20 protein-coding genes and 1 pseudogene are annotated in these 23,472 nt (G+C 44.4%); 15 read left to right on the top strand and 6 right to left on the bottom strand.

Annotation, left to right across the window (positions count from 1 at the left end; translation table 11 throughout):
* Positions 1-21: 21 nt before the first annotated feature.
* Together CKV66_RS06650 and CKV66_RS06655 are read right to left on the bottom strand one after the other, a co-directional pair.
* On the bottom strand, positions 22-675 hold the full coding sequence (locus tag CKV66_RS06650) for a YecA family protein (RefSeq protein WP_085363757.1): 654 nt from the start codon (positions 673-675) through the stop codon (positions 22-24).
* Between the two features lie 54 nt (positions 676-729).
* The gene (locus CKV66_RS06655; protein ID WP_085363756.1) at positions 730-1,518 is read right to left on the bottom strand and encodes a TrmH family RNA methyltransferase; all 789 of its coding nucleotides are present in this window, start codon (positions 1,516-1,518) and stop codon (positions 730-732) included.
* A 126-nt stretch (positions 1,519-1,644) separates the two neighbouring features.
* Here CKV66_RS06655 and leuB point away from each other — a divergent pair, with 126 nt between their 5' ends.
* The 4 genes and pseudogenes from leuB to CKV66_RS12570 all read left to right on the top strand — a co-directional run bounded on the left by leuB (position 1,645) and on the right by CKV66_RS12570 (position 4,402).
* Positions 1,645-2,715 (top strand): 3-isopropylmalate dehydrogenase, encoded by a 1,071-nt coding sequence (leuB, locus tag CKV66_RS06660; protein WP_085363755.1) that lies wholly within the window; start codon positions 1,645-1,647, stop codon positions 2,713-2,715.
* 172 nt (positions 2,716-2,887) lie between these two features.
* Positions 2,888-3,454, top strand: coding sequence for a peptidylprolyl isomerase (locus tag CKV66_RS06665; RefSeq protein ID WP_085363754.1), 567 nt, complete (start codon positions 2,888-2,890; stop codon positions 3,452-3,454).
* 161 nt (positions 3,455-3,615) lie between these two features.
* On the top strand, positions 3,616-4,179 hold the full coding sequence (locus CKV66_RS06670; RefSeq protein WP_085363828.1) for a YceI family protein: 564 nt from the start codon (positions 3,616-3,618) through the stop codon (positions 4,177-4,179).
* 11 nt (positions 4,180-4,190) lie between these two features.
* Positions 4,191-4,402, top strand: a pseudogene (locus CKV66_RS12570) (lipoprotein signal peptidase).
* Positions 4,403-4,414: 12 nt separating this feature from the next.
* Here the strand turns inward: CKV66_RS12570 and metF are convergent.
* Both metF and CKV66_RS06685 read right to left on the bottom strand, forming a co-directional pair.
* Positions 4,415-5,263, bottom strand: a complete 849-nt coding sequence (gene metF, locus CKV66_RS06680; RefSeq protein ID WP_085363753.1) for a methylenetetrahydrofolate reductase [NAD(P)H] — start codon at positions 5,261-5,263, stop codon at positions 4,415-4,417.
* 291 nt (positions 5,264-5,554) lie between these two features.
* Positions 5,555-6,937, bottom strand: a complete 1,383-nt coding sequence (locus CKV66_RS06685; RefSeq protein ID WP_085363752.1) for a phosphomannomutase/phosphoglucomutase — start codon at positions 6,935-6,937, stop codon at positions 5,555-5,557.
* Positions 6,938-7,281: 344 nt separating this feature from the next.
* On the opposite strand from CKV66_RS06685, the gene CKV66_RS06690 reads away from it, so the two are divergent.
* From CKV66_RS06690 to CKV66_RS06740, 11 genes are all read left to right on the top strand, one after another.
* Positions 7,282-10,638, top strand: coding sequence for a DNA translocase FtsK (locus CKV66_RS06690; protein ID WP_085363751.1), 3,357 nt, complete (start codon positions 7,282-7,284; stop codon positions 10,636-10,638).
* Positions 10,639-10,763: 125 nt separating this feature from the next.
* Positions 10,764-11,396, top strand: a complete 633-nt coding sequence (locus CKV66_RS06695; RefSeq protein ID WP_085363750.1) for a lytic transglycosylase domain-containing protein — start codon at positions 10,764-10,766, stop codon at positions 11,394-11,396.
* Positions 11,397-11,656: 260 nt separating this feature from the next.
* Positions 11,657-13,057: an MFS transporter gene (locus CKV66_RS06700; RefSeq protein WP_085363749.1), complete on the top strand. Its 1,401-nt coding sequence runs from the start codon at positions 11,657-11,659 to the stop codon at positions 13,055-13,057.
* On the top strand, positions 13,041-13,565 hold the full coding sequence (locus tag CKV66_RS06705; protein WP_085363748.1) for a single-stranded DNA-binding protein: 525 nt from the start codon (positions 13,041-13,043) through the stop codon (positions 13,563-13,565). The genes CKV66_RS06700 and CKV66_RS06705 overlap by 17 nt, the downstream gene beginning before the upstream one ends.
* Positions 13,566-13,790: 225 nt before the next feature.
* The gene (locus tag CKV66_RS06710; RefSeq protein ID WP_085363747.1) at positions 13,791-14,963 is read left to right on the top strand and encodes a tyrosine-type recombinase/integrase; all 1,173 of its coding nucleotides are present in this window, start codon (positions 13,791-13,793) and stop codon (positions 14,961-14,963) included.
* A 5-nt stretch (positions 14,964-14,968) separates the two neighbouring features.
* A complete protein-coding gene (locus tag CKV66_RS06715) occupies positions 14,969-16,534 on the top strand; it encodes a tyrosine-type recombinase/integrase (protein WP_085363746.1) in 1,566 nt (521 codons plus the stop codon).
* A 12-nt stretch (positions 16,535-16,546) separates the two neighbouring features.
* Complete coding sequence (locus tag CKV66_RS06720) at positions 16,547-18,388, top strand: hypothetical protein (RefSeq protein WP_197697443.1); 1,842 nt, start codon at positions 16,547-16,549, stop codon at positions 18,386-18,388.
* Positions 18,343-18,555, top strand: a complete 213-nt coding sequence (locus CKV66_RS12345) for a hypothetical protein (protein WP_197697444.1) — start codon at positions 18,343-18,345, stop codon at positions 18,553-18,555. Before CKV66_RS06720 ends, CKV66_RS12345 begins: the two co-directional genes overlap by 46 nt.
* Positions 18,548-19,024, top strand: a complete 477-nt coding sequence (locus tag CKV66_RS06725; protein WP_054617414.1) for a hypothetical protein — start codon at positions 18,548-18,550, stop codon at positions 19,022-19,024. Before CKV66_RS12345 ends, CKV66_RS06725 begins: the two co-directional genes overlap by 8 nt.
* 688 nt (positions 19,025-19,712) lie before the next feature.
* Positions 19,713-20,294 carry a hypothetical protein gene (locus tag CKV66_RS06735; protein ID WP_143773805.1) on the top strand — a complete coding sequence of 194 codons (582 nt, stop codon included), beginning with the start codon at positions 19,713-19,715 and terminating at the stop codon, positions 20,292-20,294.
* A 2-nt stretch (positions 20,295-20,296) separates the two neighbouring features.
* The gene (locus CKV66_RS06740) at positions 20,297-20,677 is read left to right on the top strand and encodes a hypothetical protein (RefSeq protein ID WP_085363743.1); all 381 of its coding nucleotides are present in this window, start codon (positions 20,297-20,299) and stop codon (positions 20,675-20,677) included.
* Positions 20,678-20,888: 211 nt separating this feature from the next.
* Here CKV66_RS06740 and CKV66_RS12350 read toward each other — a convergent pair whose 3' ends face one another.
* Both CKV66_RS12350 and CKV66_RS12355 read right to left on the bottom strand, forming a co-directional pair.
* A complete protein-coding gene (locus CKV66_RS12350; protein WP_197697445.1) occupies positions 20,889-22,220 on the bottom strand; it encodes a DNA methyltransferase family protein in 1,332 nt (443 codons plus the stop codon).
* On the bottom strand, positions 22,217-23,383 hold the full coding sequence (locus tag CKV66_RS12355; protein ID WP_197697446.1) for a DNA cytosine methyltransferase: 1,167 nt from the start codon (positions 23,381-23,383) through the stop codon (positions 22,217-22,219). The genes CKV66_RS12350 and CKV66_RS12355 overlap by 4 nt, the downstream gene beginning before the upstream one ends.
* Positions 23,384-23,472: the final 89 nt, after the last annotated feature.

Raw genomic sequence — 23,472 nt, forward strand, 5'->3', positions numbered from 1 at the left:
CTTTTAGACGGCCTCTGTGGTTTAATGCTCTTTGCCGCAGCAGGTTTTGTATTTTTTGCCGCTGCCGCAGGGGCAGGGGTCGTTGCGGCCGACTTTGGTACCGGAATTGCGCACGGTTTTGGGTTTGTTTTTGAGGCTACGCCAGTAGTAATAGATATCGAGCAGCACATGCGGCAGCTCCGATTCGAGCTGGGTTAATTCTTTATCGGTCAGATGCAGCAGCACTTCGCCGTTGTCGTCTTCGTCATAAATGCCGCCTAGAGCCATGATGGGGTAGAACAGGTCTTCAAATTCTTCGTTGTTTACGGCTTCAAACCAATCGGTAGGCACCACATCCAAGGCATAAAGATAGGCGTTGCACCAAGTGTGGAAGTCGGGGTTTTCGGCTTCGTCGTCATACAGCCACAAATCGGGCAGCATTTTTTCTTCCAGCTTGGTGTGCATGTCCATCACCAAAGCGAGAACCAGCGACTCGATTTCTTTTTGTTCGTTGGGCGTGAACAGGTTTTCGTCGCCCATTACTTCCGGCAGCCATTCGCCCGTGTTGAGTGCGTCCGGGCCGGTGAGCAGCGCCATCATATAGGCCTGAACTTCGTCGCAACGCATGGTGGCGTGGGTTTCTGCTTTGGCATCCAAAAGCTCGGAAAGTCTTTGTCGGGAAGAGTCGTCAAACATGGTGGTTCCTTGTGGGTGCGGCTTGAGGCCGTCTGAAAAATAGGGTGGTTGCGCTTAGGCGGTGTGCAGCCGTTGGCGCATTTGTTCAAATAAACATACGGTTGCCGCCATCGCGACGTTTAATGATTCGGTTTGCCCGAGCATGGGGATTTTGACGCAGCCGTGCACATGTCGGCGTATTTCGGGGCTGATGCCGCTGCCTTCGTTGCCGAACACCCATGCGGCAGGCTCGGTCAGGCGCATGTCGTAGAGATTGTGGTTGTCGGTTTCGGATAAGGCGGTTGCCCAAATATTGCCGGTGTAGTGGCGGCTCCATTCAGGCAAGTCGGCGCGGTCGTGAATGTCCAGTAAAAAATGCGCGCCCATGCCGGCCCGCAATACTTTCGGCGCCCATACGTCGGCGCAGTCGTGGCTTAAAATCAATTGCTTCACTCCGGCAGCCGCGGCACTGCGCATGATGGTGCCGACATTGCCGGGGTCTTGCACGCGCTCCAAAACAACGCAGTCGCCTTTTGTGGGTAAGGCCGTCTGAACGGGAATATCAATCAGTGTAATGAGATCTTCGGCTTCGGTTAGGCCGGAGATTTTAGACAACACGCCGTCTGCCGCCAGAGTGAGGCTTTGCGGCGGCAGATGTTTTACCGCAGCGCTGATTTCAGGCAAATCTTTTTTGGCTTCGGGAATATAAACCTGCACGGGTTGCCTGCCGCTTTGCAGGTAAGACTGCAAAAGATGTATGCCTTCCAGCACCGTTTGCCCGTGTTGGCGGCGGGCTTTGGCTTGGGAAAGCAGCTTCGACAGATGCTTGAGTTGTTCGTTGCGGGCGGAGGTAATCAGTTTCATGGGCGGTATTATAATGTTTTTCAGACGGCCTTGCCTGATGGATAGGGTGGTTTGTGCTAATATCCGTCTGTTTCAAGTCCAATAAACCATTCCCGGTTTGATCAAGAAAATATAGAGGAATCCTAAATGACCAAACAAATTGCCATTCTTCCCGGCGACGGTATCGGCCCCGAAATTATCGCCCAAGCCGTGCGCGTGTTAGACAAATTGATTTCAGACGGCCTCGATGTCGAATATCAATACGCCCCGCTCGGTGGGGCCGCTTACGACGAATACGGCCATCCTTATCCTGAATTCACGCAAAAACTTTGCCGCGAAGCCGATGCCGTATTGCTCGGCGCAGTTGGCGGCCCGCAATACGACAATCTCGACCGCCCGCTTCGTCCTGAGCGCGGTTTGTTGGCCATTCGCAAAGATTTAAACCTGTTTGCCAACTTGCGCCCTGCCATTTTGTATAAAGAATTGGCGAATGCCTCCACGCTCAAACCAGAAGTGGTTTCCGGCTTGGACATTCTGATTGTGCGCGAACTCACCGGCGATATCTATTTCGGCGAACCGCGCGGCATCCGCACGCTGGAAAACGGCGAGCGCGAAGGCTTCAACACCATGAAATACAGCGAAAGCGAAATCCGCCGCATCGCCAAAGTGTCGTTTGAAGCCGCACAAAAACGCAATAAGAAATTGTGTTCGGTTGATAAAGCCAACGTGCTGGAAACCACCGAATTGTGGAAAGAAATCTTTACCGAAACGGCAAAAGATTATCCCGATGTCGAGCTTTCGCATATGTATGTCGACAACGCCGCCATGCAGCTTGTGCGCGCGCCGAAACAGTTTGACGTGATCGCCACCGGCAATATTTTTGGCGACATTTTGAGTGATCAGGCATCAATGCTGACCGGCTCTATCGGTATGCTGCCGTCTGCGTCTTTGAACGAAACCGGCAAAGGTTTGTACGAACCCTCGCACGGCTCCGCCCCCGATATCGCAGGCCAAGACAAAGCCAACCCGCTGGCAACCATTCTTTCGCTGGCAATGCTCGTGCGTTACAGCCTGAACGACGAAGCCGGAGCCAACCGCATCGAAAACGCCGTTCAAACCGTGTTGGAGCAAGGCTTCCGCACCGGCGATATTTTTGAAGAAGGCTGCAAACTCGTTTCCTGCTCCGAAATGGGCAATGCCGTTTTGGCTGCACTGTAACTGGCAGCCAACCTGAATGATTTTTGCATAAAAACAACATAAAAAGGCCGCAAGAGGCCGTCTGAAACTGTTTAATCTTTTCAGACGGCCTTTTACAATCCGTTTACGCCAACTTATCTCAAAAGACACGATAATTCAGCCATTTCACAAACAAAGCTATTTGGAAACAAAGATGAAAAATACCGCAAAACTGATTTTGGCCGGCTTGGTTTTGTTGCCGGCTTTTGCTGCGCAGGCAGATACCCGCGCCGTGCTTGATACCAATATGGGCAAAATCGAACTGTTGCTGGACGAGAAAAAAGCCCCGAAAACCGTAGCCAATTTCGTTAACTACGCGCAAAAAGGCTTTTACAACGGCACGATTTTCCACCGCGTGATCGACGGTTTCATGGTGCAAGGCGGCGGCTTCACGGCGGATATGACGCAAAAAGCCACCGATAAAGCGATTGTGAACGAAGCCGACAACGGTTTGAAAAATACCGTTGGCACCATCGCCATGGCGCGCACGGCCAATCCGAATTCCGCCACCAGCCAGTTCTTTATCAATGTCGCCAATAACGACTTTTTAAACTTTAAAAACAAAACCGTACAAGGTTACGGCTATGCCGTATTCGGTAAAGTGACCGCCGGCATGGACGTGGTTAATAAAATCGCCAAAGTGCAAACCACCGATCAGGCCTATCACCAAAATATTCCTGTGAAGCCGATCGTGATTCAAAAAGTGAGCATCATCAAATAACGGTTGATTCCACTTTAAACGCCTAATCACACAAAAACGCCTTTGAGGCGTTTTTGTGTTGCAATCAGTACTGACACATTTTTACTTTAAGCGGTGAGTTGGGGCCGTCTGAAAAATGCCGCTTAATGCCGTTAAAACCGCAACATGTTGATTGGAAAATAATGAAAAAACATCTGCTTGCCGCCGCCATCAGCTTGGCTGTTTCTACGGCGGGTGCAGCTACTTATACCATCAACAGCAAACATACCCACGCGCGCTTAAGTGTGGATCATTTCGCTACCGGTGAGCAAAGCGCAGGCTTTTACCATTTGAGCGGCAACATGCAGTTTAATCCGCAAAGCAAAACCGGTTTTGCCGACATCATTATCCCAGTTGATACCGTCCGCTCGGGTAGTGAGGAAGTCAATGATTATCTGAAAAGTGCCGAGTTGTTTCATGCTGCCCGATATCCCGAAATCCGTTTTCGCTCCACACGTTTTCATTTCGAAGGCAGCAGGCTAGATGCGGTTTCCGGCAGTTTGACCATGCGGGGCAAAACTGCGCCGGTTACTTTGAAAGCAACGCAATTCAAATGCTATCAACATGTTGCGATAAAAAAAGAAGTGTGCAAAGGGGACTTTAAAACCGAGATAGACCGCACCCGCTGGGGCATTGATTCACTGGCAACTACGGGAATGTCGAAAAAGGTTAAAGTCGATATTCGGATAGAAGCTGCTAAGCAGTAGGCCAGAGACCTTTGCAAAGCTCTCATCTGCGGCGCATTTCTGCGTTGTGCGCTGCTCGCTCGTTTGCCTATCGTGTGATATGTCTGCTCTCGCTGTGCTGCTACGCCTTGAACTGCATCCACATCTGAGGGCTTTGCAAAGGTCTCGGCTAATGAATTTGAGGCCGTCTGAAAATTTCAGACGGCCTCAAGCTATTTGGTTTTACTGTTTTATTCTCAGCTAATACCTTGTTTAATCAATACCCCAAACGCTGACAAATGGTAGATACCAATCCGGCTTGGTTCAAGGTATAGAAATGCAGGCTGGGCGCGCCTTCGCGCAGCAAGCGTTCGCACATTTCGGTTACCACATCTAAAGCCAGTGCTTTAATCGAGGCGGTGTCGTCGGCGTAAGATTGCAGTTTCAGGCGCAGCCAGCGGGGGATTTCGGCACCGCAGGTATCGGAGAAGCGCGATAGTTTGGAAAAGCTGGCAATCGGCATGATGCCCGGAATAATCGGGATATCCACGCCGCGGCCGCGTACGTCGTCCACAAAGCGGAAATAGGCGTCGGCATTATAGAAATATTGGGTAATGGCGGAGTCGGCTCCGGCTTTGACTTTGCGCACGAAGTTGTTGATGTCGTCTTCCGCACTACGCGATTGGGGATGGTATTCGGGGTAGGCGGCTACTTCGATATGGAAGTCGTTGTTGAATTCGGTTTTAATCAAAGAAACCAATTCGTTGGCATAGCGCAGGCCGTCTGAACCTGCACCCATGCCGGAAGGAATGTCTCCGCGCAGGGCGACGATGTGGCGCACGCCCAATGCTTTGTATTCGTTGAGCAAATCGATGATTTCTTGCGCGTGCATGCCGACGCAGGGCAGGTGGGGTGCGGCGGCGATGCCTTCGCTCAAGATGTCTTGAATGGCCTGCATGGTGCCGTCTCGGGTCGAGCCGCCCGCACCGGATGTGCACGAGAAAAATTCGGGGTGAAACTGGCTCAGTTGTTTTCGGGTGATGACTTGTTTGGCACGGCCTTCGGGCGTGCGCGTGGGGAAAAATTCAAAGCTGAGTTTTTTTCTTTGTTGGTTGTGTAAAGTCATAATAGTGATCTTTGGCTTGCGGGTTTATCCCGATGATTGGCTGTTGGAGAGGTGTTATCGGGTTGGTCATTAAATGTTTAAGCGGGATTATGCACGCAAATAAATTGAAATCAAAACCAAGAGCGGCAAGAAGAGTTGAAAAATATTTGCTTGGATATGAATTATTTTTTTATGTATTGATTTTATTAGGAAAGATTTGAATTTTTAGGGAAATAAAGATGTCTGCCATGCACGGAAAAATGCTTCCGATGAGGCATGGCAGACGATATGTTCAACTATTGAAAACAGAAATTACAAAGGCCAGTGAAGGTTGGGATTGCTTTCAATCACTGCTTTAAATTGGTTTTGAATCCGTGTGATGGCTTCTTCGCTGTCGGCTTCAAAGCGCAACACCAATACCGGCGTGGTATTGGAGGCGCGTATCAGGCCGAAGCCGTCGGGGAATTCTACGCGCAGGCCGTCGATGGTGATGATGTTTTCCGCGCCATCGAAGCAGGCGGTTTGCGCCAATTCTTCAATCACTTTGTGGCCGTTGCTGCCTTCGGGCAAATCAATATTCAGCTCGGGCGTGGAAATGCTTTGAGGCAAGGCATTCAGCACAGCGGAAGGGTTGTTGCCGGCGGAAAGGATTTCCAACAGGCGGCAACCGGCGTAGAGGCCGTCGTCGAAGCCGAACCAGCGTTCTTTAAAGAATGTGTGTCCGCTCATTTCGCCGGCCAGTAATGCGCCGTTTTTCTTCATGGATGATTTGATGAAGCTGTGGCCGGTTTTTTCCATAATCGGTTTGCCGCCGTGTTCTTTTACCCATGGGGTCAGCAGGCGGGTGGATTTCACGTCGAAAATCACTTTCGCGCCGGGATTGCGGCTTAATACGTCTTGGGCAAACAGCATCAGTTGGCGGTCGGGGTAAATGATGTTGCCTTCTTTGGTAACCACACCCAATCGGTCGCCGTCGCCGTCGAAAGCAATGCCGATTTCCGCGTTGCAGGTTTTCAGTTCGTTAATGACATCTTGCAGGTTTTTCGGTTTGGCAGGGTCGGGATGGTGGTTGGGGAAAGTGCCGTCCACATCGCAGAAAAGCTCTGTTACGGTACAGCCGAGGGCGCGGTATAAATCGCCTGCATACGCTCCGGCTACACCGTTGCCGGCATCAATCACAATGTTCATCGGGCGTTTGAGTTTAATGTGGCCGACAATGTGGTTTTGGTATTCGGCGGAGATGTCTTTTTCGGTGACTTTTCCTTCGAGGCCGTCTGAAACAAAGCGCTTGTTTTCAATGGTGGCCAGCAGCTCTTGAATGGCTTCGCCTGCCAGCGTGCCGCCGCCGAGCATCATTTTGAAGCCGTTGTAGTCGGGCGGGTTGTGGCTGCCGGTAATCATCACGCCGCTGCCTTCGCATTCGCGGATGGCGGCAAAATAGAGCATGGGCGTGGCAACCATGCCGACGTTCAATACATCTACGCCGCTTTCGGTTAAGCCTTTTGAAATGCTTTCCATCAGTTCGGGGCCGCTTAAACGACCATCGCGCCCCAAAGCAATTTTTTTGATGCCTTTTTCGGCGGCTTTGGACGCAATGGCTTTACCGATTAAGTAGGCTGCTTCGTTGGTGAGGGTTTTGCCGACGATGCCGCGGATGTCGTAGGCTTTGAAAATACCATGGGCGATGGTTGTCATAAGCATTCCTTTGAAGTAAGTGAATGAACGGAAATTTTGCGCTGGAATTGTAGCATAGTCAAAACAGGCCGTCTGAAACCGTTCAGACGGCCTGAGTAATATCGGGAAAAGTAGAATAGGGCGCAAGTAGGCTTGTGTTGCCGAAAGTTTATCTTGTTATGGCTAGGGTGGAAGTTTGAACATGCTTACGTCAGGTACAGCCCTTAAATGGCAAATAATTGATGCCGTGCGGGCAAACCCTTTGTCACAAAAAGCTACCAACAAAGATGAAAATGGTTCTTTTCGAGGGCGAAACAGGCTAGAATAAGCACTTTGCCAAAATCAAATCTGGGCTGTTTGTATTCATGTTGTGGACATTTTTACTGATTGTTTTACTGTGCGCGATTGCGGGTATGCTGTGGGTTCGCCACACTCAGGAGCAAGAGTGGCTGCGCGAGCTGACGTATTTGAGCCGTCATGAAGCCGGAGAGGTATCTTCATCGCAAGGATTGGAAAATACCAAGCCGGCTAAAGCGCTGAGAGGTGTGGATCCTAATCTGAAAAACACCCGCCAGAGCCATCGTGCTGCGGAAGAAGCGAAGGCGGTTTACGACAAAACCGTCGAAAAATTCCGTGCGCTTTCGCCTAAACACAGCCGTAAATTGGATGCTACTTCGGGTACAAGAAAAGAACAGCTTGAAGACGACGAATCCATCAATGAATTACCGATTTTTGCTTCCGCTCCCAAAGCGGCTTTAAAAGCCGATGTTGCTGCTAAAGAAGAGTTTCAGGAAGTCGGAGACGGGGTAGAAGCTGTTGAATCGACAGAAGAACAAGATACACCGATTCGTGCCTTAAAAGCGCAGCCTCTTCCCCGTGAACAAGCGGCAGCAAAAGCCGAACCGGTTGAGCGTTCCGTTGCTGATACGGCATCTTCCGAATCGGCTGAAGCTGAAGAAGAGACAACCGATATTCCTATGTTTGGCGCGGTATTGCAGCCGTCTGAACAAAAAACAGAACGCAAGCGCACTTCGGTAACCGGTAAGGCCATTGCCCCGGCGCCGTATGTTGCTTTCGATGAAGACGAATACCGCACGCACAAGCCGGTAGATGCTTCTTTGCCGGTGATTACGTTGGAAGAAGCTACTCGCGCCTTACAGGAAACCCATTTGGTGGAGTGGCACGACAAAGAAACCGATATACAGCCCGTCAAACCTTTTTCCAATCCTTCTCCCGATATGGAGGTGGTGGAAATCAATTGGAAATTCAAACCGGCTTTAGAAGAAGCCTCGCCGCCTGCGCCCGTGGTCGAGCTGAAAACCATTGATTTGGACGACCCGGCCGTTATGCGTACCCGCGAGCGTGTATTGTCGGAAGTGCGCCAGCTTTCCCATGCCGTTCCCCGTACTGAAATTGCCCAATCTGTTCATCAGGCGGTGGGTAATCCGGAGACGATAGGCGAAGACGACATCCGTTCCAACCTGTTAAGACAGCGCATGGCGCGGCGTCGCCAAATATCGGCGCAAGCTCCTGTTCAGACGGCGCAGCCGCAAATCATTCCTGAGGGAGAAGTGTTTGCCAATCTCGCCCGTACTGATTCGCCTGTAAACCGTCAGCGGATACGCCGCGTCAATACGGCTATGCGTGAAAGCGTTATTCCCGATGCGGCGCGCGTGGAGCAGAGCCATGCGGTGCAGTTGCAGCCCGCAGCGAAACCCGTGTCGGCCATTCAACCTATTTCCACCCGCTTTACGCCGTATTCAGCCATGCCTGAAACGGAAAAAATGGTGGTGGAGCCGCCACCCGTACCGGAGGTGGAGCGTCAAGTTATCGATATTCCCGAACCGCCGGTATTTCATGATGCACAGCCCGCCGTGTCGATTAATACGTTGAAGACACCGATCACGCGCGCGCTTGCGGCTAACGAGTATTCTGAAAATGCAGAGGCTCATGTCGTTACCCGTCCCGGCTGGAGTATTAACGACCGTTTGTTGCAGGAATCCGCACCGGAGCATGAGCAAAGCCGTTTCGGTGAAATTCGCACAACTCAGTTTCAGACGGCCTCAAACCATCATGAAGCCATAAATTCCAGCGAAACACCTGCTGCTGTTTTTGAGCAGCCTGTCGCACAAGCTTCGGCAGTTCAGGCAGATAGGCCGTCTGAACATTCGGGCATGCCTGCAAACACACCTTTGCGGCCGTTGGTTACTGTAAACACCGAAACTTCAAACATTTCACTGCCGACGGTTGCATTACTCCAGCCGCCGCAATTCGACCAAAGCGCAACCCAAACCGAAGAAGCCTTGTTGGAAAACAGCATTACCATCGAAGAGAAACTGGCCGAATTTAAGGTAAAAGTGAAAGTAATGGATGCCTATGCTGGGCCGGTGATTACCCGTTATGAAATCGAACCGGATGTAGGCGTGCGCGGCAATGCGGTGATGAACCTTGAAAAAGACCTTGCCCGCTCGCTGGGCGTGTCTTCCATCAGGGTGGTGGAAACGATACCGGGCAAAACCTGCATGGGGCTGGAGCTTCCCAATCCCAAACGTCAGATGATACGGTTGAGCGAAATCTTCAATTCAACTGCATTTCAAGAATCTAAATCCAAGTTGACGCTGGCGCTGGGTCAAGACATTACCGGCGAACCGGTGGTTACCGACTTAGGCAAAGCACCGCATCTATTAGTGGCGGGTACTACTGGCTCGGGTAAATCGGTGGGCGTGAACGCCATGATTTTATCCATGCTGTTCAAAGCCTCGCCCGAAGAAGTGCGCATGATTATGATCGACCCGAAAATGCTGGAGCTTTCCATTTATGAAGGCATTCCGCATCTGCTCGCGCCGGTGGTAACAGACATGAAGTTGGCAGCCAATGCTTTGACATGGTGTGTGAACGAAATGGAAAAACGCTACCGTTTGATGAGCCATATGGGCGTGCGTAATGTAGCGGGCTTCAACCAGAAAATAGCCGAAGCGGCAGCGCGCGGCCAAACGCTGGCCAATCCTTTCAGCTTAACACCCGAAGAGCCGGAGCCGCTGACCAAATTGCCGTTTATTGTGGTGGTGGTTGACGAGTTTGCCGACTTAATGATGACGGCGGGCAAAAAAATCGAAGAGCTGATTGCACGTTTGGCACAAAAAGCGCGTGCGGCAGGCATCCATTTGATTCTGGCGACGCAGCGTCCCAGCGTGGACGTGATTACCGGTTTGATTAAGGCCAATATTCCGACCCGGATTGCATTCCAAGTGTCGAGCAAGGTAGACAGCCGTACTATCCTTGACCAAATGGGTGCGGAAAACCTGCTGGGTCAGGGCGATATGCTGTTCTTGCCGCCCGGCACAGGCTATCCGAAGCGTGTTCACGGGGCGTTTGTGGCGGATGATGAAGTGCACCGCGTGGTTGAGTATCTCAAGCAGTTCGGCGAGCCGGATTATATAGACGACATTCTGACTGCCGGCGTAGGCAGCGACGATATGTTCAGCAATGCCAACGGCCAACGCAACGGCGATGAAGAGCTGGATCCCATGTACGACGATGCCGTTGCCTGCGTGATTAAAACCCGCAAAGCAACCATTTCTTCGGTGCAGCGTTACCTGCGCATCGGCTACAACCGTGCCGCGCGTCTGATTGACCAAATGGAGGCAGACGGTATCGTTTCGGCACCGGAAGCCAACGGCAATCGAACCGTTTTGGCGCAAAGCAGCGAACATTTGGATTAATTGACCAACCATATTTTCAGACCGCCTGAAAGATTGAAGAGGCCGTCTGAAAATATCCAAGGCTTCTTATCTAAATGAAGCCCAATGTTTGAATGTAAAAGCAATAAAAAATCACACACATTAGTATGAAACGTAACACATTGACTCATTTACCCGCATCGCCCGAACGGCGGCTTTTGTTGGTCGGCGGCGGTGCGCTTTTATGTTTTCCGCGATTGCTTTTGGCCGGCGCACAACGGGAAGAAACGCTGTCGGATGATGTGGCATCCGTGATGCGCAGTTCGGTCAATAACGTGAATCCCGCCCGCTTGGTATTTGACCGGCCGGAAGAAGGCGAGCGTTGGCTGAACGAGATGTCGCAACGCTTGAGCCGTTATGTTCCCGATGAGGCCGAGCGCCGCCGTTTGCTGATTAACATTCAATATGAATCCAGCCGCGCCGGTTTGAATACGCAAGTGGTTTTGGGATTGATCGAAGTAGAGAGCGCGTTCAGACAATACGCCATCAGTAATGTGGGCGCGCGTGGTTTGATGCAGGTGATGCCGTTTTGGAAAAACTATATCGGCCAACCTTCCCACAATCTGTTTGATATCCGCACCAATCTGCGTTACGGCTGCACTATATTGCGCCATTACAATAATGTAGAACGCGGCAACTTGGTTCGTGCTTTGGCGCGTTTCAACGGCAGCTTAGGCAGCAATAAATATCCGAACGCCGTGCTTGGTGCATGGCGCAACCGCTGGCAATGGAACGGTTAAGGTACTTTTTCAGACGGCCTCATAGATAAGCTTAGGCGGGCTTGAAAAGCTCAAGGCCGTCTGAAAGTGAGCTGTGCGAGTTGCGTAAACAAAGCCCTCCAAGTATCAAACAGCTCTAATAAGTGTTTTAAGTGTTTGAACTCCGGCAACATGATATGAACATTGGATGCCGTCTTAAACGCAAGTCAAATCGTGTATAATCGCTTGCATTTTTATCATTTCAATTGACCGTACTTCCTTCTCGGTCGGGCAAAAATATTATGGCAAGAAACAACCGCACACAGATGTTTCCTGAAGAATGGCGCGCCAGTACATCTTTAGCCAGCGTGTACGCACTGCGCATGCTGGGCATGTTTTTGGTTTTGCCCGTGTTGGCTTTATATACCGCTTCGCTCGAAGGCGTAAACGGCGACAAACAAATGGTCGGCTTGGCCATCGGTGCATACGGTTTGACGCAAGCGCTGCTGCAAATTCCTTTGGGCTTGGCCTCGGATAAGTTCGGCCGCAAAAAAGTGATTTACGCCGGATTGGTAGTCTTTGCTATAGGCTGTTTTATGGCTGCCTTTGCCGAAAGCTGGGGTATGTTGGTTGCCGCCCGAATCGTGCAGGGAGCCGGAGCCGTTAGTGCGGCGGTAACGGCATTGGTTGCCGATTTAACCCGCGATGAGGTGCGTACCCGCGCCATGTCGATGATTGGTTTGACCATCGGCCTTACTTTTTCCGTCAGCTTGGTATTGTCGCCGGTATTGGTGGGGTGGCTTGGCGTGCCGGGGCTGTTTGCGATGATGGGCGTGCTCACCTTAATCAGTATCGGCGTGGTAGCGTGGATAACGCCCGATCCCAAAGAATCGCGTTTGCACGAGGATACCCAAGCTTTGCCTTCCCGCTTGGGAGAAGTATTGAAAAACAAACAGTTGCTGCGTTTGGATTTCGGTATATTTGCCTTACATGCCGCTTTGATGGCTTTGTTTACCTCATTGCCTTTTGCATTGGCGGATTTAGGCTTGGCCGACAACCGCCATTGGAAAGTGTATCTTCCCGCTACGGTAATCGGTTTGATTGCGATGGTGCCTCTGATTATCATCGGTGAAACGCGCAATAAATTGAAACAAGTGTTTATCGGCGGAATTTTATGCGTGATTGCCGCTCAAATGGCTTTGATGTTCAGTTTGAACTCAATCGCCGTGATTACAATCTGTATGATTGTTTATTTCATCGGCTTCAATATATTGGAAGCGAGCCTGCCTTCCATGGTGTCTAAAATCGCACCGTCCGACCTCAAAGGCACGGCAATGGGCGTATATAACACTTTGCAATCCGTCGGTTTGGTGGTCGGCAGTGCTTGCGGCGGCTATTTGTTGAAACATTACGGTTTTCCGGGTGTTTTTATATTTTGCAGTGCTCTAACGCTGATATGGTTGTTGATTGCCGCTACTGCGCCTGCACCCCGCCCGGTAAAAAACATGGGTTTTACAGTAGGCGAAACATGGCAAGGCAGGGAAAAAGACCTTTACGCGGCATTGAAAAATTTGCAGGCAGTAGAAGAAATACAGTTTAGTCAGGACAAAAAAACCGTTTACATTAAAGCGTTGCAAAAAGGTTTCGACCCCAAAGCCGCTGAAGCCATCAGTTCAGGAGTAGAAAATGTCATCATTGAATAAAGTGATCTTAATCGGTAATTTGGGACGGGATCCCGAAGTGCGCTATATGCCCAACGGCGAAGCGGTGTGTAATTTCAGCATTGCCACCAGCGAAGTTTGGAACGACCGCAACAGCGGCCAACGCCAAGAACGCACCGAATGGCACAACATCACGCTTTACCGCCGCTTGGCAGAAGTTGCCGGCCAATACCTGCGCAAAGGCAGCTCGGTATATATCGAAGGCCGCATCCAAAGCCGCAAATACACAGGTAAAGACGGCATCGAGCGTACCGCTTACGACATCATCGCCAGCGAAATGAAGATGCTGGGTTCGCGCAGTGGAGGCTCTGCCGAATACGACGGCGGACAAGGAGGTTACCAGCAATCTGCGCCGCAACAAAACTACCAAAGTGCGCCTCCTGCTTACCAACAAGAAGCGCCAAGCGCACCGCCCGCCGCACCGCGCCGTCAAACTCCCGTTGCGCCGGCTGCGCCTGTGGATGATATCGACGACGATATTCCGTTTTGAATGACATAAAGTAATTATTGTTAAGTTATTATTTATTTTTTATATATAACTTATTGTTTTTATGAAAATTTATTGAAAATAAAGCCTTTTGAATGTGTAAACGTTCAAAAGGCTTTTTCTTTTTATATAGATTTGTTATTTTATAAAATCGCATAATAAAAATATTGTAAATATAAAGTTTTTGAGTTATTATAATTTTGTCAATAAGTATTGCGAAATGAACCGATGAAAATAAATCTAGTTACACACAAAACGGGGGAACAAATACCAATAATGCTGGATTCTTCTGATATGCCAGTTGTCTTGCCTAATGAGTTTATCCTTACTAGACGCTCTCTTAGTACCAATACATTAGTTCGGAATTTGAGAGAGTTGTCTGTTTTCTATCGTTGGTTGGCTAAATCAAATTATGATTTATCTGCTAAATTGCTGGCTCAAAATTCATTCAAAGAAGCAGAATTAAAAGGTAGTTTGGTCGAAGCACTAAGAATTGATCAAGTCAATGGGCATATAAGTGCAGTAGCGCCTAATACCTTCAATCAACGATTAACAACTATCCGACAATTTATCAGTTGGTGCATGGATGTACACATAAGTCAGTTGCCATTGTCTTCCTTGGACTACGAGCGTTTAAGAGAGAGAAAATTATTTTTGCTAAATACACTTGATAGTAGCTTTATGTCTACTACACCGAAAAAAACAAGTCTACGTAAAGGGTTAGATGAGGCAGAAGTTGATTTCCTACTTGCCGTATTACGCCCTGATGCAGTGGAGGGATTTGGGCAAGATTTAGCGGTAAAGTTCAGAAACTATATATCTGTTGGATTGATGCTATTTTGTGGTTTAAGGCCAGGCGAACTGCTTAGTCTCAGAGTAGAAGATGTCCAAATTGGCGCGATTTCGGCGATAAATGTTGAGCGTAGACCAGCGGACTTGCTAGATGTAAGGCGACCTAGACCTCAAATAAAACGTAATGGTAGGTGCATTCCAATTGTGAATAGACAGTTTGTTTTTGCATTAAACGAGTACATTGTTACTTGGCGTGAAGTGCTTGAAAGTAAAAAACACAATGGATCAGACTATTTAATTTTAAGTGATGATGGGGCTCCTTTGTCGCAATCCTCAATTACCCAATTTTTCCAGTTGCTGCGATTGCGATATGCTGAGCATCTGCCCAAAAACTTAACTGCTAAGTCTCTCAGGCATACATTTTCATCCAGGCTTGAGAGAGTATTAAGAGCTTCAGGAATGGAGGAGCAGCGTAGAAGAGAAGCGCTGGCCTTGTTGCGTGGTGATAGTAGTTTGGAGTCACAAGATACTTATATAGCACAAGAAGTTGAGGATCAGGCAATTAATTCATTAAAGCGATATCAAGCAGAAATCATGTCAGAGAGGTAGCCTTAGTGAACACAAGATTATTGAAAGCACAGACTGCCAGGCAATTTGAGCCTGAGATAGAGAAATTAATTACTCGAGAAGGAAAGGAAGTTGATATATCTGGTGATATTTGGAGGTTGCCATATTCTGTAAGAGATCATTCAACTCTGGATTTTAAAAAGATAATTAATCTAGACATAAGAGAAGCACTCAAAAACCATGTTATTGACCGACTTAAGCGAATATCTACCCATGCAGGTCACGCAGTGTATCAGGATGTTTGGAGAGAGGTGCTGAGACATTGGGAGGGTCCGTTAGATAAAGTTTATACAGAGTCATATTTAATAAGTTTATTTGAATCAGCTATTAGTCGCGCCCGTTCACGAAAAAGATTATGGGCAATGTATAGGCCGATTCAGTGGTATATTTGGAGTGCGGACAACAACCCGGAATGTGGATTTTCTGGAATTTATGCTCAAGAGCTTGAATCTTTAGAGTTGCCAGGTAACCCTAAAGGCGAAGCTGTGCGGATGGAGGATCCCGAAAGTGGTCCTTTGCATAAATCTCTTGAGTTACCCCTCTTAATAAATGCACTTAAATCGGATGAGGGCCAGTCATTAGAGCATTTACAGCAAAGGGTTGTAGTTGCTCTTTCTATTGCATTTGGACGTAATCCAGCTAACCTAACATTTCTACGAGAGTCTGATTTTGAACGGTTGGCACCAGGGGATAAGGATCCTTGCTACATTATTCGTATGCCAAGAATTAAAAAGCGATTTGTTAATCCACGAGATGATCTTTTGGATGAATATCTTGACCCACATTTTGGAGTTTTGATTGAAAAGTTGATGGAGGTCAGTAAGTTTGTGCCGTTGAATTTTGCTGATAGAGTTTTTGTAAAGCCAGAAGAACGACCATTGCTCATTAATAGGGATGGAAATAAAGCAGCCATTTTATCCAAAGATATAGATAACGTATTTAACCTGACAAGCAATGACATATCACGTTTACTCAGCGCGTTTGTAAAGCGTCATAATATTATTTCCCCACTTACTGGTAAATTGTTATATGTCACACCAAGGCGGTTGCGTTACACCTTGGCAACAGGTTTGGCTGCCGAAGGAATCAGTAAGCGAGAGCTGGCCAGAATACTGGACCATACCGACACCCAGCATGTGAACGTTTATTTTGAGATGGCTGGCAAAATAGTTGAGCACCTCGACAAGGCGACGGCGAAGGAGTTCTCGAAGTACCTCAATTTCTTTAAAGGGACATTGATCGATAGTGATAAAGATGCAGTCAATGGTGAGCGACATGATAAGCATTTAATATTTGTTGATGAGCAAAATCCCGCTGAACAGTCTGATATTGGTGTGTGCGGCGAATCCAGTGTTTGTTACCTTGATCCACCTTACTCATGTTATTTGTGTCCCAAGTTCCAACCCTATCGCCATGCTGATCATGAACATGTTTTGACATGTTTGTTGGCAGGTCGTGAAGAGCGTTTAAAAAAGTACGAGAATACGCGATTAGGAATACAACTTGATGAGGTAATCTCAGCGGTTGTACAAGTGGCTAAACTTTGTGAGTAAAGGAGGAGGGTAATGTCTGATGCTCGTTCTAATCGCAAAGCCAAGGTAATCCCTTTCATTGATAGGTTTGAATATGATAGGAGAACAAATCTTCATGCTTTAGTTAATAAAGCAAAACTAATGAGCTTGGAAGGATTTGAGTCTATTGACTGGGATAACTCTGTGTGGCAAATCAATACTGGTCGTCTGGTTAGACTTACAGGTAAAAATTCTAAAACAGCATCATTTACTTTCTCTCTTTCCCCAAAGCTGGGTTCTGAACCATTAGATGGTTGTTGGGAGTTAGTTACAAAAGCATTGTTTATTCTTAGATACCACAGAAAATATCAATCAACGCCAAATAATCGCAATTTTATTGCTGCGTTAGGATATGTCTCATTTGCTGCTAAACAAATTGGGCAGAATTTGGCTAGGCTAACACCGGAGGCTCTAGATAATGCGTGTGGATTAATCTCTGCACATTACAGTAGCACCACTGCCTACAATCTACATAAGCATGTTGCAGAGTTCGCTGCGCACTGCGATGCCAATGGCTTATGTAAGAGTTTGTTGCAGTACAAATATGCCAAGATGAATAGGCCAGCAAACACAGGGGGACTCAATCATAAAAGGTTGGATGACCCCAAAGTTCTAGAGACGAAATCGGACAAACTTGTTGAACCAGCTGTATTCCGAGTTATCGGTGAACTCTATTTGAATGTTCCGAAAAAGCATAAATACAGATTTTATGTTTTGATGTTGACTTTGCTGGCTTGTACAGGAAGACGATTTAGTGAGATTTCACTATTACCCAATCAGCAATTGTCTTTCGATGATGACGGTAATAGCTATATCGAATATTTTCCGAGAAAAGCAAGCCGAGGTAACGTTTTTACACCAAAACGTAAGCTGTATTTGCCGTCAGAAGTGACTCCCATTGTCAATGATGTACTTATTGAGTTGGCAGAAATGACGGTACGAGCGCGTTCAACAGCAGAAGAAATGCACAAATTTAAGGGACCAGATCTGAGGTTTTTGGCCACAATACCGGAAGATAAAAGATTATACGCGGCGGATCTAGCTCAATTAGGGATCAGTCATACTATTTTGAGTATAAACGGATGGCTCAGAAAGAAAGCTCTCGCAAGGCCAGATTACAACGCATTAACTAAACAGGGAATTAAGCCTGCAAACCCTATTCTTTATACAGACAAAAATGGGTTAACTAAATATTGTTTTCGTGATTTCTCGGAAGCATCTCTCTTGGCTATTCACACAGATCAATTTGGAAAAGAATACTATCTAAAAGATCTTTTATTCATTCGGCCATTAGGACTTTCCAGTGGGAGCTATGCTCACTGGCTAGCCATAAGTTGTAGCCAGTCCATGTTCACCACATTTCTCCGCTATTTTCCTGCGCTTACTGCGGAATATGCTTCTAGCAGTATTCAGGTAGATTTTACCAGTCATCACTTTCGTCACACGCTCAACACCCTGTTGGATGAAGGTGGACTAAGTGATCTACTGCAAACCGAATGGTTTGGCCGAACTAACCCTAGAGATACCAAAGCTTATCAGCATACTTCTCGGGAAAAACGTGTATTAATGCTCAGAGAAGACATCAAGAAAGGTTTAGCTGGGGGGCAGTTAGCGGAGCAAATCAAAGTGGTTCCAGTAGAAATACAGGATGCCATTCTCAAAGCACGAGTTCAAGCCGTACACGATGTGGGTACGGGTATTTGCATTCACAATTTTCTCAAACACCCTGCGAGCGCCATTTGCAATGTTCGGCAGATTGCAAAGACTATGTGTGGATTAAAGATGATAAGATGCGTCTGGATGAGCAGAAGCGTCAGTATGCCCTTACTGTATTAGCTCGCAAAAATGCAGAAAAACAGCTGGACACTAACAAGCCTAAAAAGAGCAGGGACTGGTTGTTACATAATGATAAAAAGCTCAAAACGTTGGCTGCACAATTGGCCGACAACGGGGTGGAAAACTTTGATCCCGAGCAATATTTAAATGAGGTAGAGCATGGTTAAGCGTTTTAGACACATGTCCGATAGTGACATTAATACAATTGTTACCGACTTAGACCGTTGGGCTTTGGGCGAGCTTGGATCAAAATTAACCTGGGCTGTCTTGGAAGAACGTTTTGGTTTTAGCCGTCAGTCGCTTCAGGCTAAGCCTGAAATTAAAGCCGCTTACGATAACGCCAAACGAGCACTGTCAGGCGGTCTAGTAAAAACCAAAGAGCAGGCAACTAAGGAGGTAGAAGGGCTTCAGGTAGAAGTAAATCGTCTCAGAGCGGAATTAGAAGCCTACAAGAGGAAAGAAGAACAATGGTTACGCCGTTGGCAGCAAATCGCCTTCCATATACGGCAGAAGGGGATACAGATGGCGAGTATTGATCAAAAAGTTCCTGTAAATGCAGAGCTGCCTTCCAATACGGAAACAGTTCTAATATTACGGTCTTTTGATAAAGAAATTCCTCCTTCTGGAAGAGCATAATGTTAATAATCGTATTACCGGCTTTCTCAACCATTTAAATAAAGAGTATGGTCTGAACCTAAAAGCGATAGCAGTGGTGAATAAAAGGCAGCAGCCAGGCCGACAGAAAGCCGCTATGGAACGCAAACTCATCGCGTACATGATTAAATGCCGAGAAAAACCCAGTACCTTTAAACAGCGGATATGGCTCAAAATGGCTATGCCTTATTTTCACAAATGTGCATTAGAGAGTAGAAGCAGTATCACTCAGGTGGGAGATATGTACCGGATCGAGCAAAGTGGGGAGGTTTATAGTGTGCCGTCACTAATTCTTAATTTATCTAGCTAGTTCAGATAATTCGAACAAATTATCATGAATAGAAATTGAACTTTACTGCCATCTTCCACACATTATTTCAGACAGTCTGTGGCAAAGTAGCTCTTTCATTGTAAGAGCTCAAATTGGTCATTTTAGTCACTGCACTGTGATTCCATTCTTCCTCCCCTCACTTTCAAACATTTTTCGACTAATCTCACACTAATGCTCGCCATAACACTTTCACTTAATATTATCGCTCTTGGCTTATTTTTTCTATAATGCGATAATTAAAAAACTTTTCCATTCGTGAGAATTCCAATTAAGAATTGAACTCTTAATTATTAATTTTATATCGAAATGTATAATGCATCTATTAAAATAACACAAGAAATGTTTAATGCTGCTGTAAATGAAGTAAAAAAAAGATCTCCTAATTTACGTCCACATTTTACTTTGGGTTATCTATCTGAACAGGATAGGCAAGTTATTGGTTTTTTAGGTGAGTTTGCTTGTGCTGTTTATTTTGGCGAAGATTGGAAATCTCACATTCGAAAAGATTACAGATATGCTGATAAATATGATCTAATTCTAAAAGATAAATCAAACCTTTCTAAAAAATATAAAATAGATGTAAAAACGGAAACTATACCAACAAAAAAAATTTTATATAGAATACTTAACAAAGAAATTTGCGATGATGAACCTTATGGAAGAAGACTAATTCATAAATATCAATTTGAAAACAATCTACATAATTATGACTGGGTTATTTTTGGTGCATTTTTAAGGCCAGCTAAAGCTCAAGGTTGGAATCCGATTGGGAAAGAATGGTATCTAATTGGAGTTATTGAAACCCCAAAAATATTAGAAAATTACAAAATTACAAAAACTTCCCCATTTGGAGTGACATACCCTGAACCCTGTGTAAATGTACGAACATCTGAATTGAAGCAACCTAACAAAAGGAGATAATTATGAAAAAAAACTTTGGAAGAAATAATCAAATAAATTGTTCATGTGGCGACTATTACAAATTTATAGGATATTTAGCAAGCCATCCTGAAGATGTTAAACTTGTTTTTGAAAATAATTCTGAGCAAGGAGCTTGGGGTAATGAAGGTAGAATACAATTTACCAGTGATTTCGTCAGAAAATATTTTAAGCCACGTGGAATCAATGTAACCTCTGGAATAGGAAATATTGACTCTCGTTTAAATTGCAATGCTTTCTTCCAAGAACTTATATTATTAGGTTTTAAAGTAGGAAATAAACAAGATATTTCAACAATAAGAAGCAAAATTGACCCTGATTATATATCCGACTTTGAGGAAGGGGTTAATTTAAGTATAAATTAAAATTAAATTATTAAGTGCAAATGAAACCCACAAAAATACCATTTCCACTACTTTTTTTAAGTATTAACTTACAAAATTACTATTATATTAAACCAAATATAGCCTAACTTTCTTAATCTTGAATTATAAAAAGGGGGCTGTCCTAGATATCTAGGACAGCCCCCTTTTTATAAAAATCATTCTAACCATTCATTAAAACCGCAAGGTGATTTTATTTTTTGTCCTTATATATGCCAAACCAATAACAACTAGAGGTGTCAATATTTAAAGATCTTGTCTGATAATTTCTTGCAACTCTATAAAATTCTCTATATTCTGATGTTGAAAAAAAGTCCATTTGTGTCTTATTAAGCGTAAACTGAAATTTAGGAATTAAAACTGCAACAGAACCATTTACAATGCAGCCTTTGGGTTTTTTCATTACTCTTGGATTGTATGTCATATTAGGTGTTAAATATACATTTTCACTATTAAGATAATTACTTACCTTGTAAGCACATAGTTTTTTCTCATTAATAAATGCGTCATAACCATCTAAATCAATGATATTACCATCATCAGTTATATTTCTTGATTTTAAAACTCTTATATCAAACATATCTGCCTTATATAACTTTGTATTTGCATTTGTAAGTTGTCTATCTCTAAAAACATCAAACACATCAAATTTCATTTGACTATAAACCAAATCAAATTTTTCATTTCTATAGATAACCCAATATGGTAAATTCATATCAAAAATATATTTTTTATCTTGGACAATATCTATCAATTTGGGAAAAGAAATTATTCTCACTTTATTTGATTCATTATTAGATATAAGTAAACTCACGGTTTCTATTAAAACACCTTTAAATCCTTTTTCTCCAAAATCAATAATAACTTCCAATCTATTTTTAATTCTCTCTCTTGTCTCAGAATATTCCGGTGTATTTAATATATTCTTAGGCATAACTAAGGATACAAAATCTGATATGCGTAAAGATTTTTCTAAGAAAAAACCTGCTAAGTTTTTATTTTTTTTACTATAACCATCAGGAAAAAACTCAATATTTGAAACACTTATCTTTGAGAATGGAGGATTACCTATAACAAGATTAACTCGACTGAACTCCATAGTCATAAAATCACCCAGTAAAAATACGATATTAAAATTATTTGGCGTGCAATCAGCATATAGTTCTTTTAATAATTTTAATACATTTGAATCAATATCAATAACAGTTAAATTAACCGTCTTGATATTTTTATACTTCTCAAACAAATAAGGTAAAAAGTTACCAGCTCCTACTGAAGGCTCGATAATATCGATTTCATCAAACCCATCGAAAGATGGTAAGTAATTCATGATTTCTTTTACAATAAAATCATTTGTATAATAGGCTGAGTTTTCTTTTCTTTTTGAATTAGATAGCTCTATTATTAAAGACAAATCAGAAAAGCTAAAATCTACTTTATTTTTTCTTATATACTCCCTAAGATTACATAATTTATGCAACTGATTGAATTCAATAATTTCTAATGCTTCTTTATGCGTAATCATAGTTTTTGTTTAATAAATTGGTTAATTTTTCGAGCCAACTGTCTGAATATCTCTGTAGGAACTGCCTCACCAATACTTTGTCTAATATTAATTTCCTCTTTTTTAGAAATTTTCAACTTTTCATCATGAGATAAATTATTTAATTCATTCAGATCCTTAGCCATCCATTTAAATGATTCTGGAATTGTCATTAACATCATTAATTCTCGAATTGAAAAAACACGGTCGTCTATAGGATGAACCGTATTTTGACTAGCTAGCTGATCATTTCTAGTATGAATACAAGGAGCAACTTTATTATATACTTGACGAGTATATTTATCTGAGTTTTTAGCTTTATTTATAATTACTGTGCCATTAACAATTTTATGCGGTTTTTTAAAATCATCTTTATTATCAAATGCACTTTCTCCCTGCTTTAGAGAAGAAATCCAATCTCTCATTCTTTCAGGGTAAACTCTAAAACTATGATAAAAATCATTTGGATCGTACTGCCCCCATTTTAAGGGCATCATATTTCCAATAATTTCAAATAATTTTTTTTCTTCCCTATATTCTGGATAAAGCATTTCAGGAGTAGTTAAATTCAATATATCATTACGAACACCGATAACCAAAGTACGACTTCTTGATGAGTTAGAACCATAATTTTTAAAATTAAAAATTTTATGATCTATTTTATAGAATTCGGACAATTCACTCATAATCATATCTCCAATTGGAACAATTCTATCATCATAAAAACATCCTGTTTTCCAAAATGAAGACACATTTTCTATAATAAATATTTTAGGCTTTATCTTTTTTATAAGATAAATGCTTTCATTAACTAAACTATTTCTTTCAATTTCATTAGGTTTTTTCTTATGGTTGGCAACACTCATGCCTTGACAAGGAGGAGTTGCAACAATTACATCAACACCCTTTCCAAGATTATTCCATTTATCTACTTCTTCTAATATAGAAAACTTGACATCAGGCGCCGTAACATCTCCTAAAATATAACCACTATTAAATAAACATTTATTATTAATTTTTTGTATATTTAATCTTCTTTCTATTAATTCATTTGTTGCAATACAATCAAAATTTTCTAGTTTAAAGCCATAACATCCTACACCTGATGATGAAAAAAGACTAATATATGTAAGATTATTATCCATATTAATTAAAATCTCCAGCTGCATTCATATAATTAATTCTAACCCATCCAGCCCTACCTGTGAAGGGGTCAAAAAAAATAAATTAAAGT

Source organism: Neisseria zoodegmatis, assembly GCF_900187305.1.
Classification (GTDB): domain Bacteria; phylum Pseudomonadota; class Gammaproteobacteria; order Burkholderiales; family Neisseriaceae; genus Neisseria; species Neisseria zoodegmatis.

What these genes read in the sequence shown, in the direction of transcription:
- CKV66_RS06650 (WP_085363757.1), bottom strand. Translation starts at nt 675, where the DNA reads ATGTTTGACGACTCTTCCCGACAAAGACTTTCCGAGCTTTTGGATGCC.
- CKV66_RS06655 (WP_085363756.1), bottom strand. Translation starts at nt 1,518, where the DNA reads ATGAAACTGATTACCTCCGCCCGCAACGAACAACTCAAGCATCTGTCG.
- leuB (WP_085363755.1), top strand. Translation starts at nt 1,645, where the DNA reads ATGACCAAACAAATTGCCATTCTTCCCGGCGACGGTATCGGCCCCGAA.
- CKV66_RS06665 (WP_085363754.1), top strand. Translation starts at nt 2,888, where the DNA reads ATGAAAAATACCGCAAAACTGATTTTGGCCGGCTTGGTTTTGTTGCCG.
- CKV66_RS06670 (WP_085363828.1), top strand. Translation starts at nt 3,616, where the DNA reads ATGAAAAAACATCTGCTTGCCGCCGCCATCAGCTTGGCTGTTTCTACG.
- metF (WP_085363753.1), bottom strand. Translation starts at nt 5,263, where the DNA reads ATGACTTTACACAACCAACAAAGAAAAAAACTCAGCTTTGAATTTTTC.
- CKV66_RS06685 (WP_085363752.1), bottom strand. Translation starts at nt 6,937, where the DNA reads ATGACAACCATCGCCCATGGTATTTTCAAAGCCTACGACATCCGCGGC.
- CKV66_RS06690 (WP_085363751.1), top strand. Translation starts at nt 7,282, where the DNA reads ATGTTGTGGACATTTTTACTGATTGTTTTACTGTGCGCGATTGCGGGT.
- CKV66_RS06695 (WP_085363750.1), top strand. Translation starts at nt 10,764, where the DNA reads ATGAAACGTAACACATTGACTCATTTACCCGCATCGCCCGAACGGCGG.
- CKV66_RS06700 (WP_085363749.1), top strand. Translation starts at nt 11,657, where the DNA reads ATGGCAAGAAACAACCGCACACAGATGTTTCCTGAAGAATGGCGCGCC.
- CKV66_RS06705 (WP_085363748.1), top strand. Translation starts at nt 13,041, where the DNA reads ATGTCATCATTGAATAAAGTGATCTTAATCGGTAATTTGGGACGGGAT.
- CKV66_RS06710 (WP_085363747.1), top strand. Translation starts at nt 13,791, where the DNA reads ATGAAAATAAATCTAGTTACACACAAAACGGGGGAACAAATACCAATA.
- CKV66_RS06720 (WP_197697443.1), top strand. Translation starts at nt 16,547, where the DNA reads ATGTCTGATGCTCGTTCTAATCGCAAAGCCAAGGTAATCCCTTTCATT.
- CKV66_RS12345 (WP_197697444.1), top strand. Translation starts at nt 18,343, where the DNA reads ATGCGTCTGGATGAGCAGAAGCGTCAGTATGCCCTTACTGTATTAGCT.
- CKV66_RS06725 (WP_054617414.1), top strand. Translation starts at nt 18,548, where the DNA reads ATGGTTAAGCGTTTTAGACACATGTCCGATAGTGACATTAATACAATT.
- CKV66_RS06735 (WP_143773805.1), top strand. Translation starts at nt 19,713, where the DNA reads ATGTTTAATGCTGCTGTAAATGAAGTAAAAAAAAGATCTCCTAATTTA.
- CKV66_RS06740 (WP_085363743.1), top strand. Translation starts at nt 20,297, where the DNA reads ATGAAAAAAAACTTTGGAAGAAATAATCAAATAAATTGTTCATGTGGC.
- CKV66_RS12350 (WP_197697445.1), bottom strand. Translation starts at nt 22,220, where the DNA reads ATGATTACGCATAAAGAAGCATTAGAAATTATTGAATTCAATCAGTTG.
- CKV66_RS12355 (WP_197697446.1), bottom strand. Translation starts at nt 23,383, where the DNA reads ATGGATAATAATCTTACATATATTAGTCTTTTTTCATCATCAGGTGTA.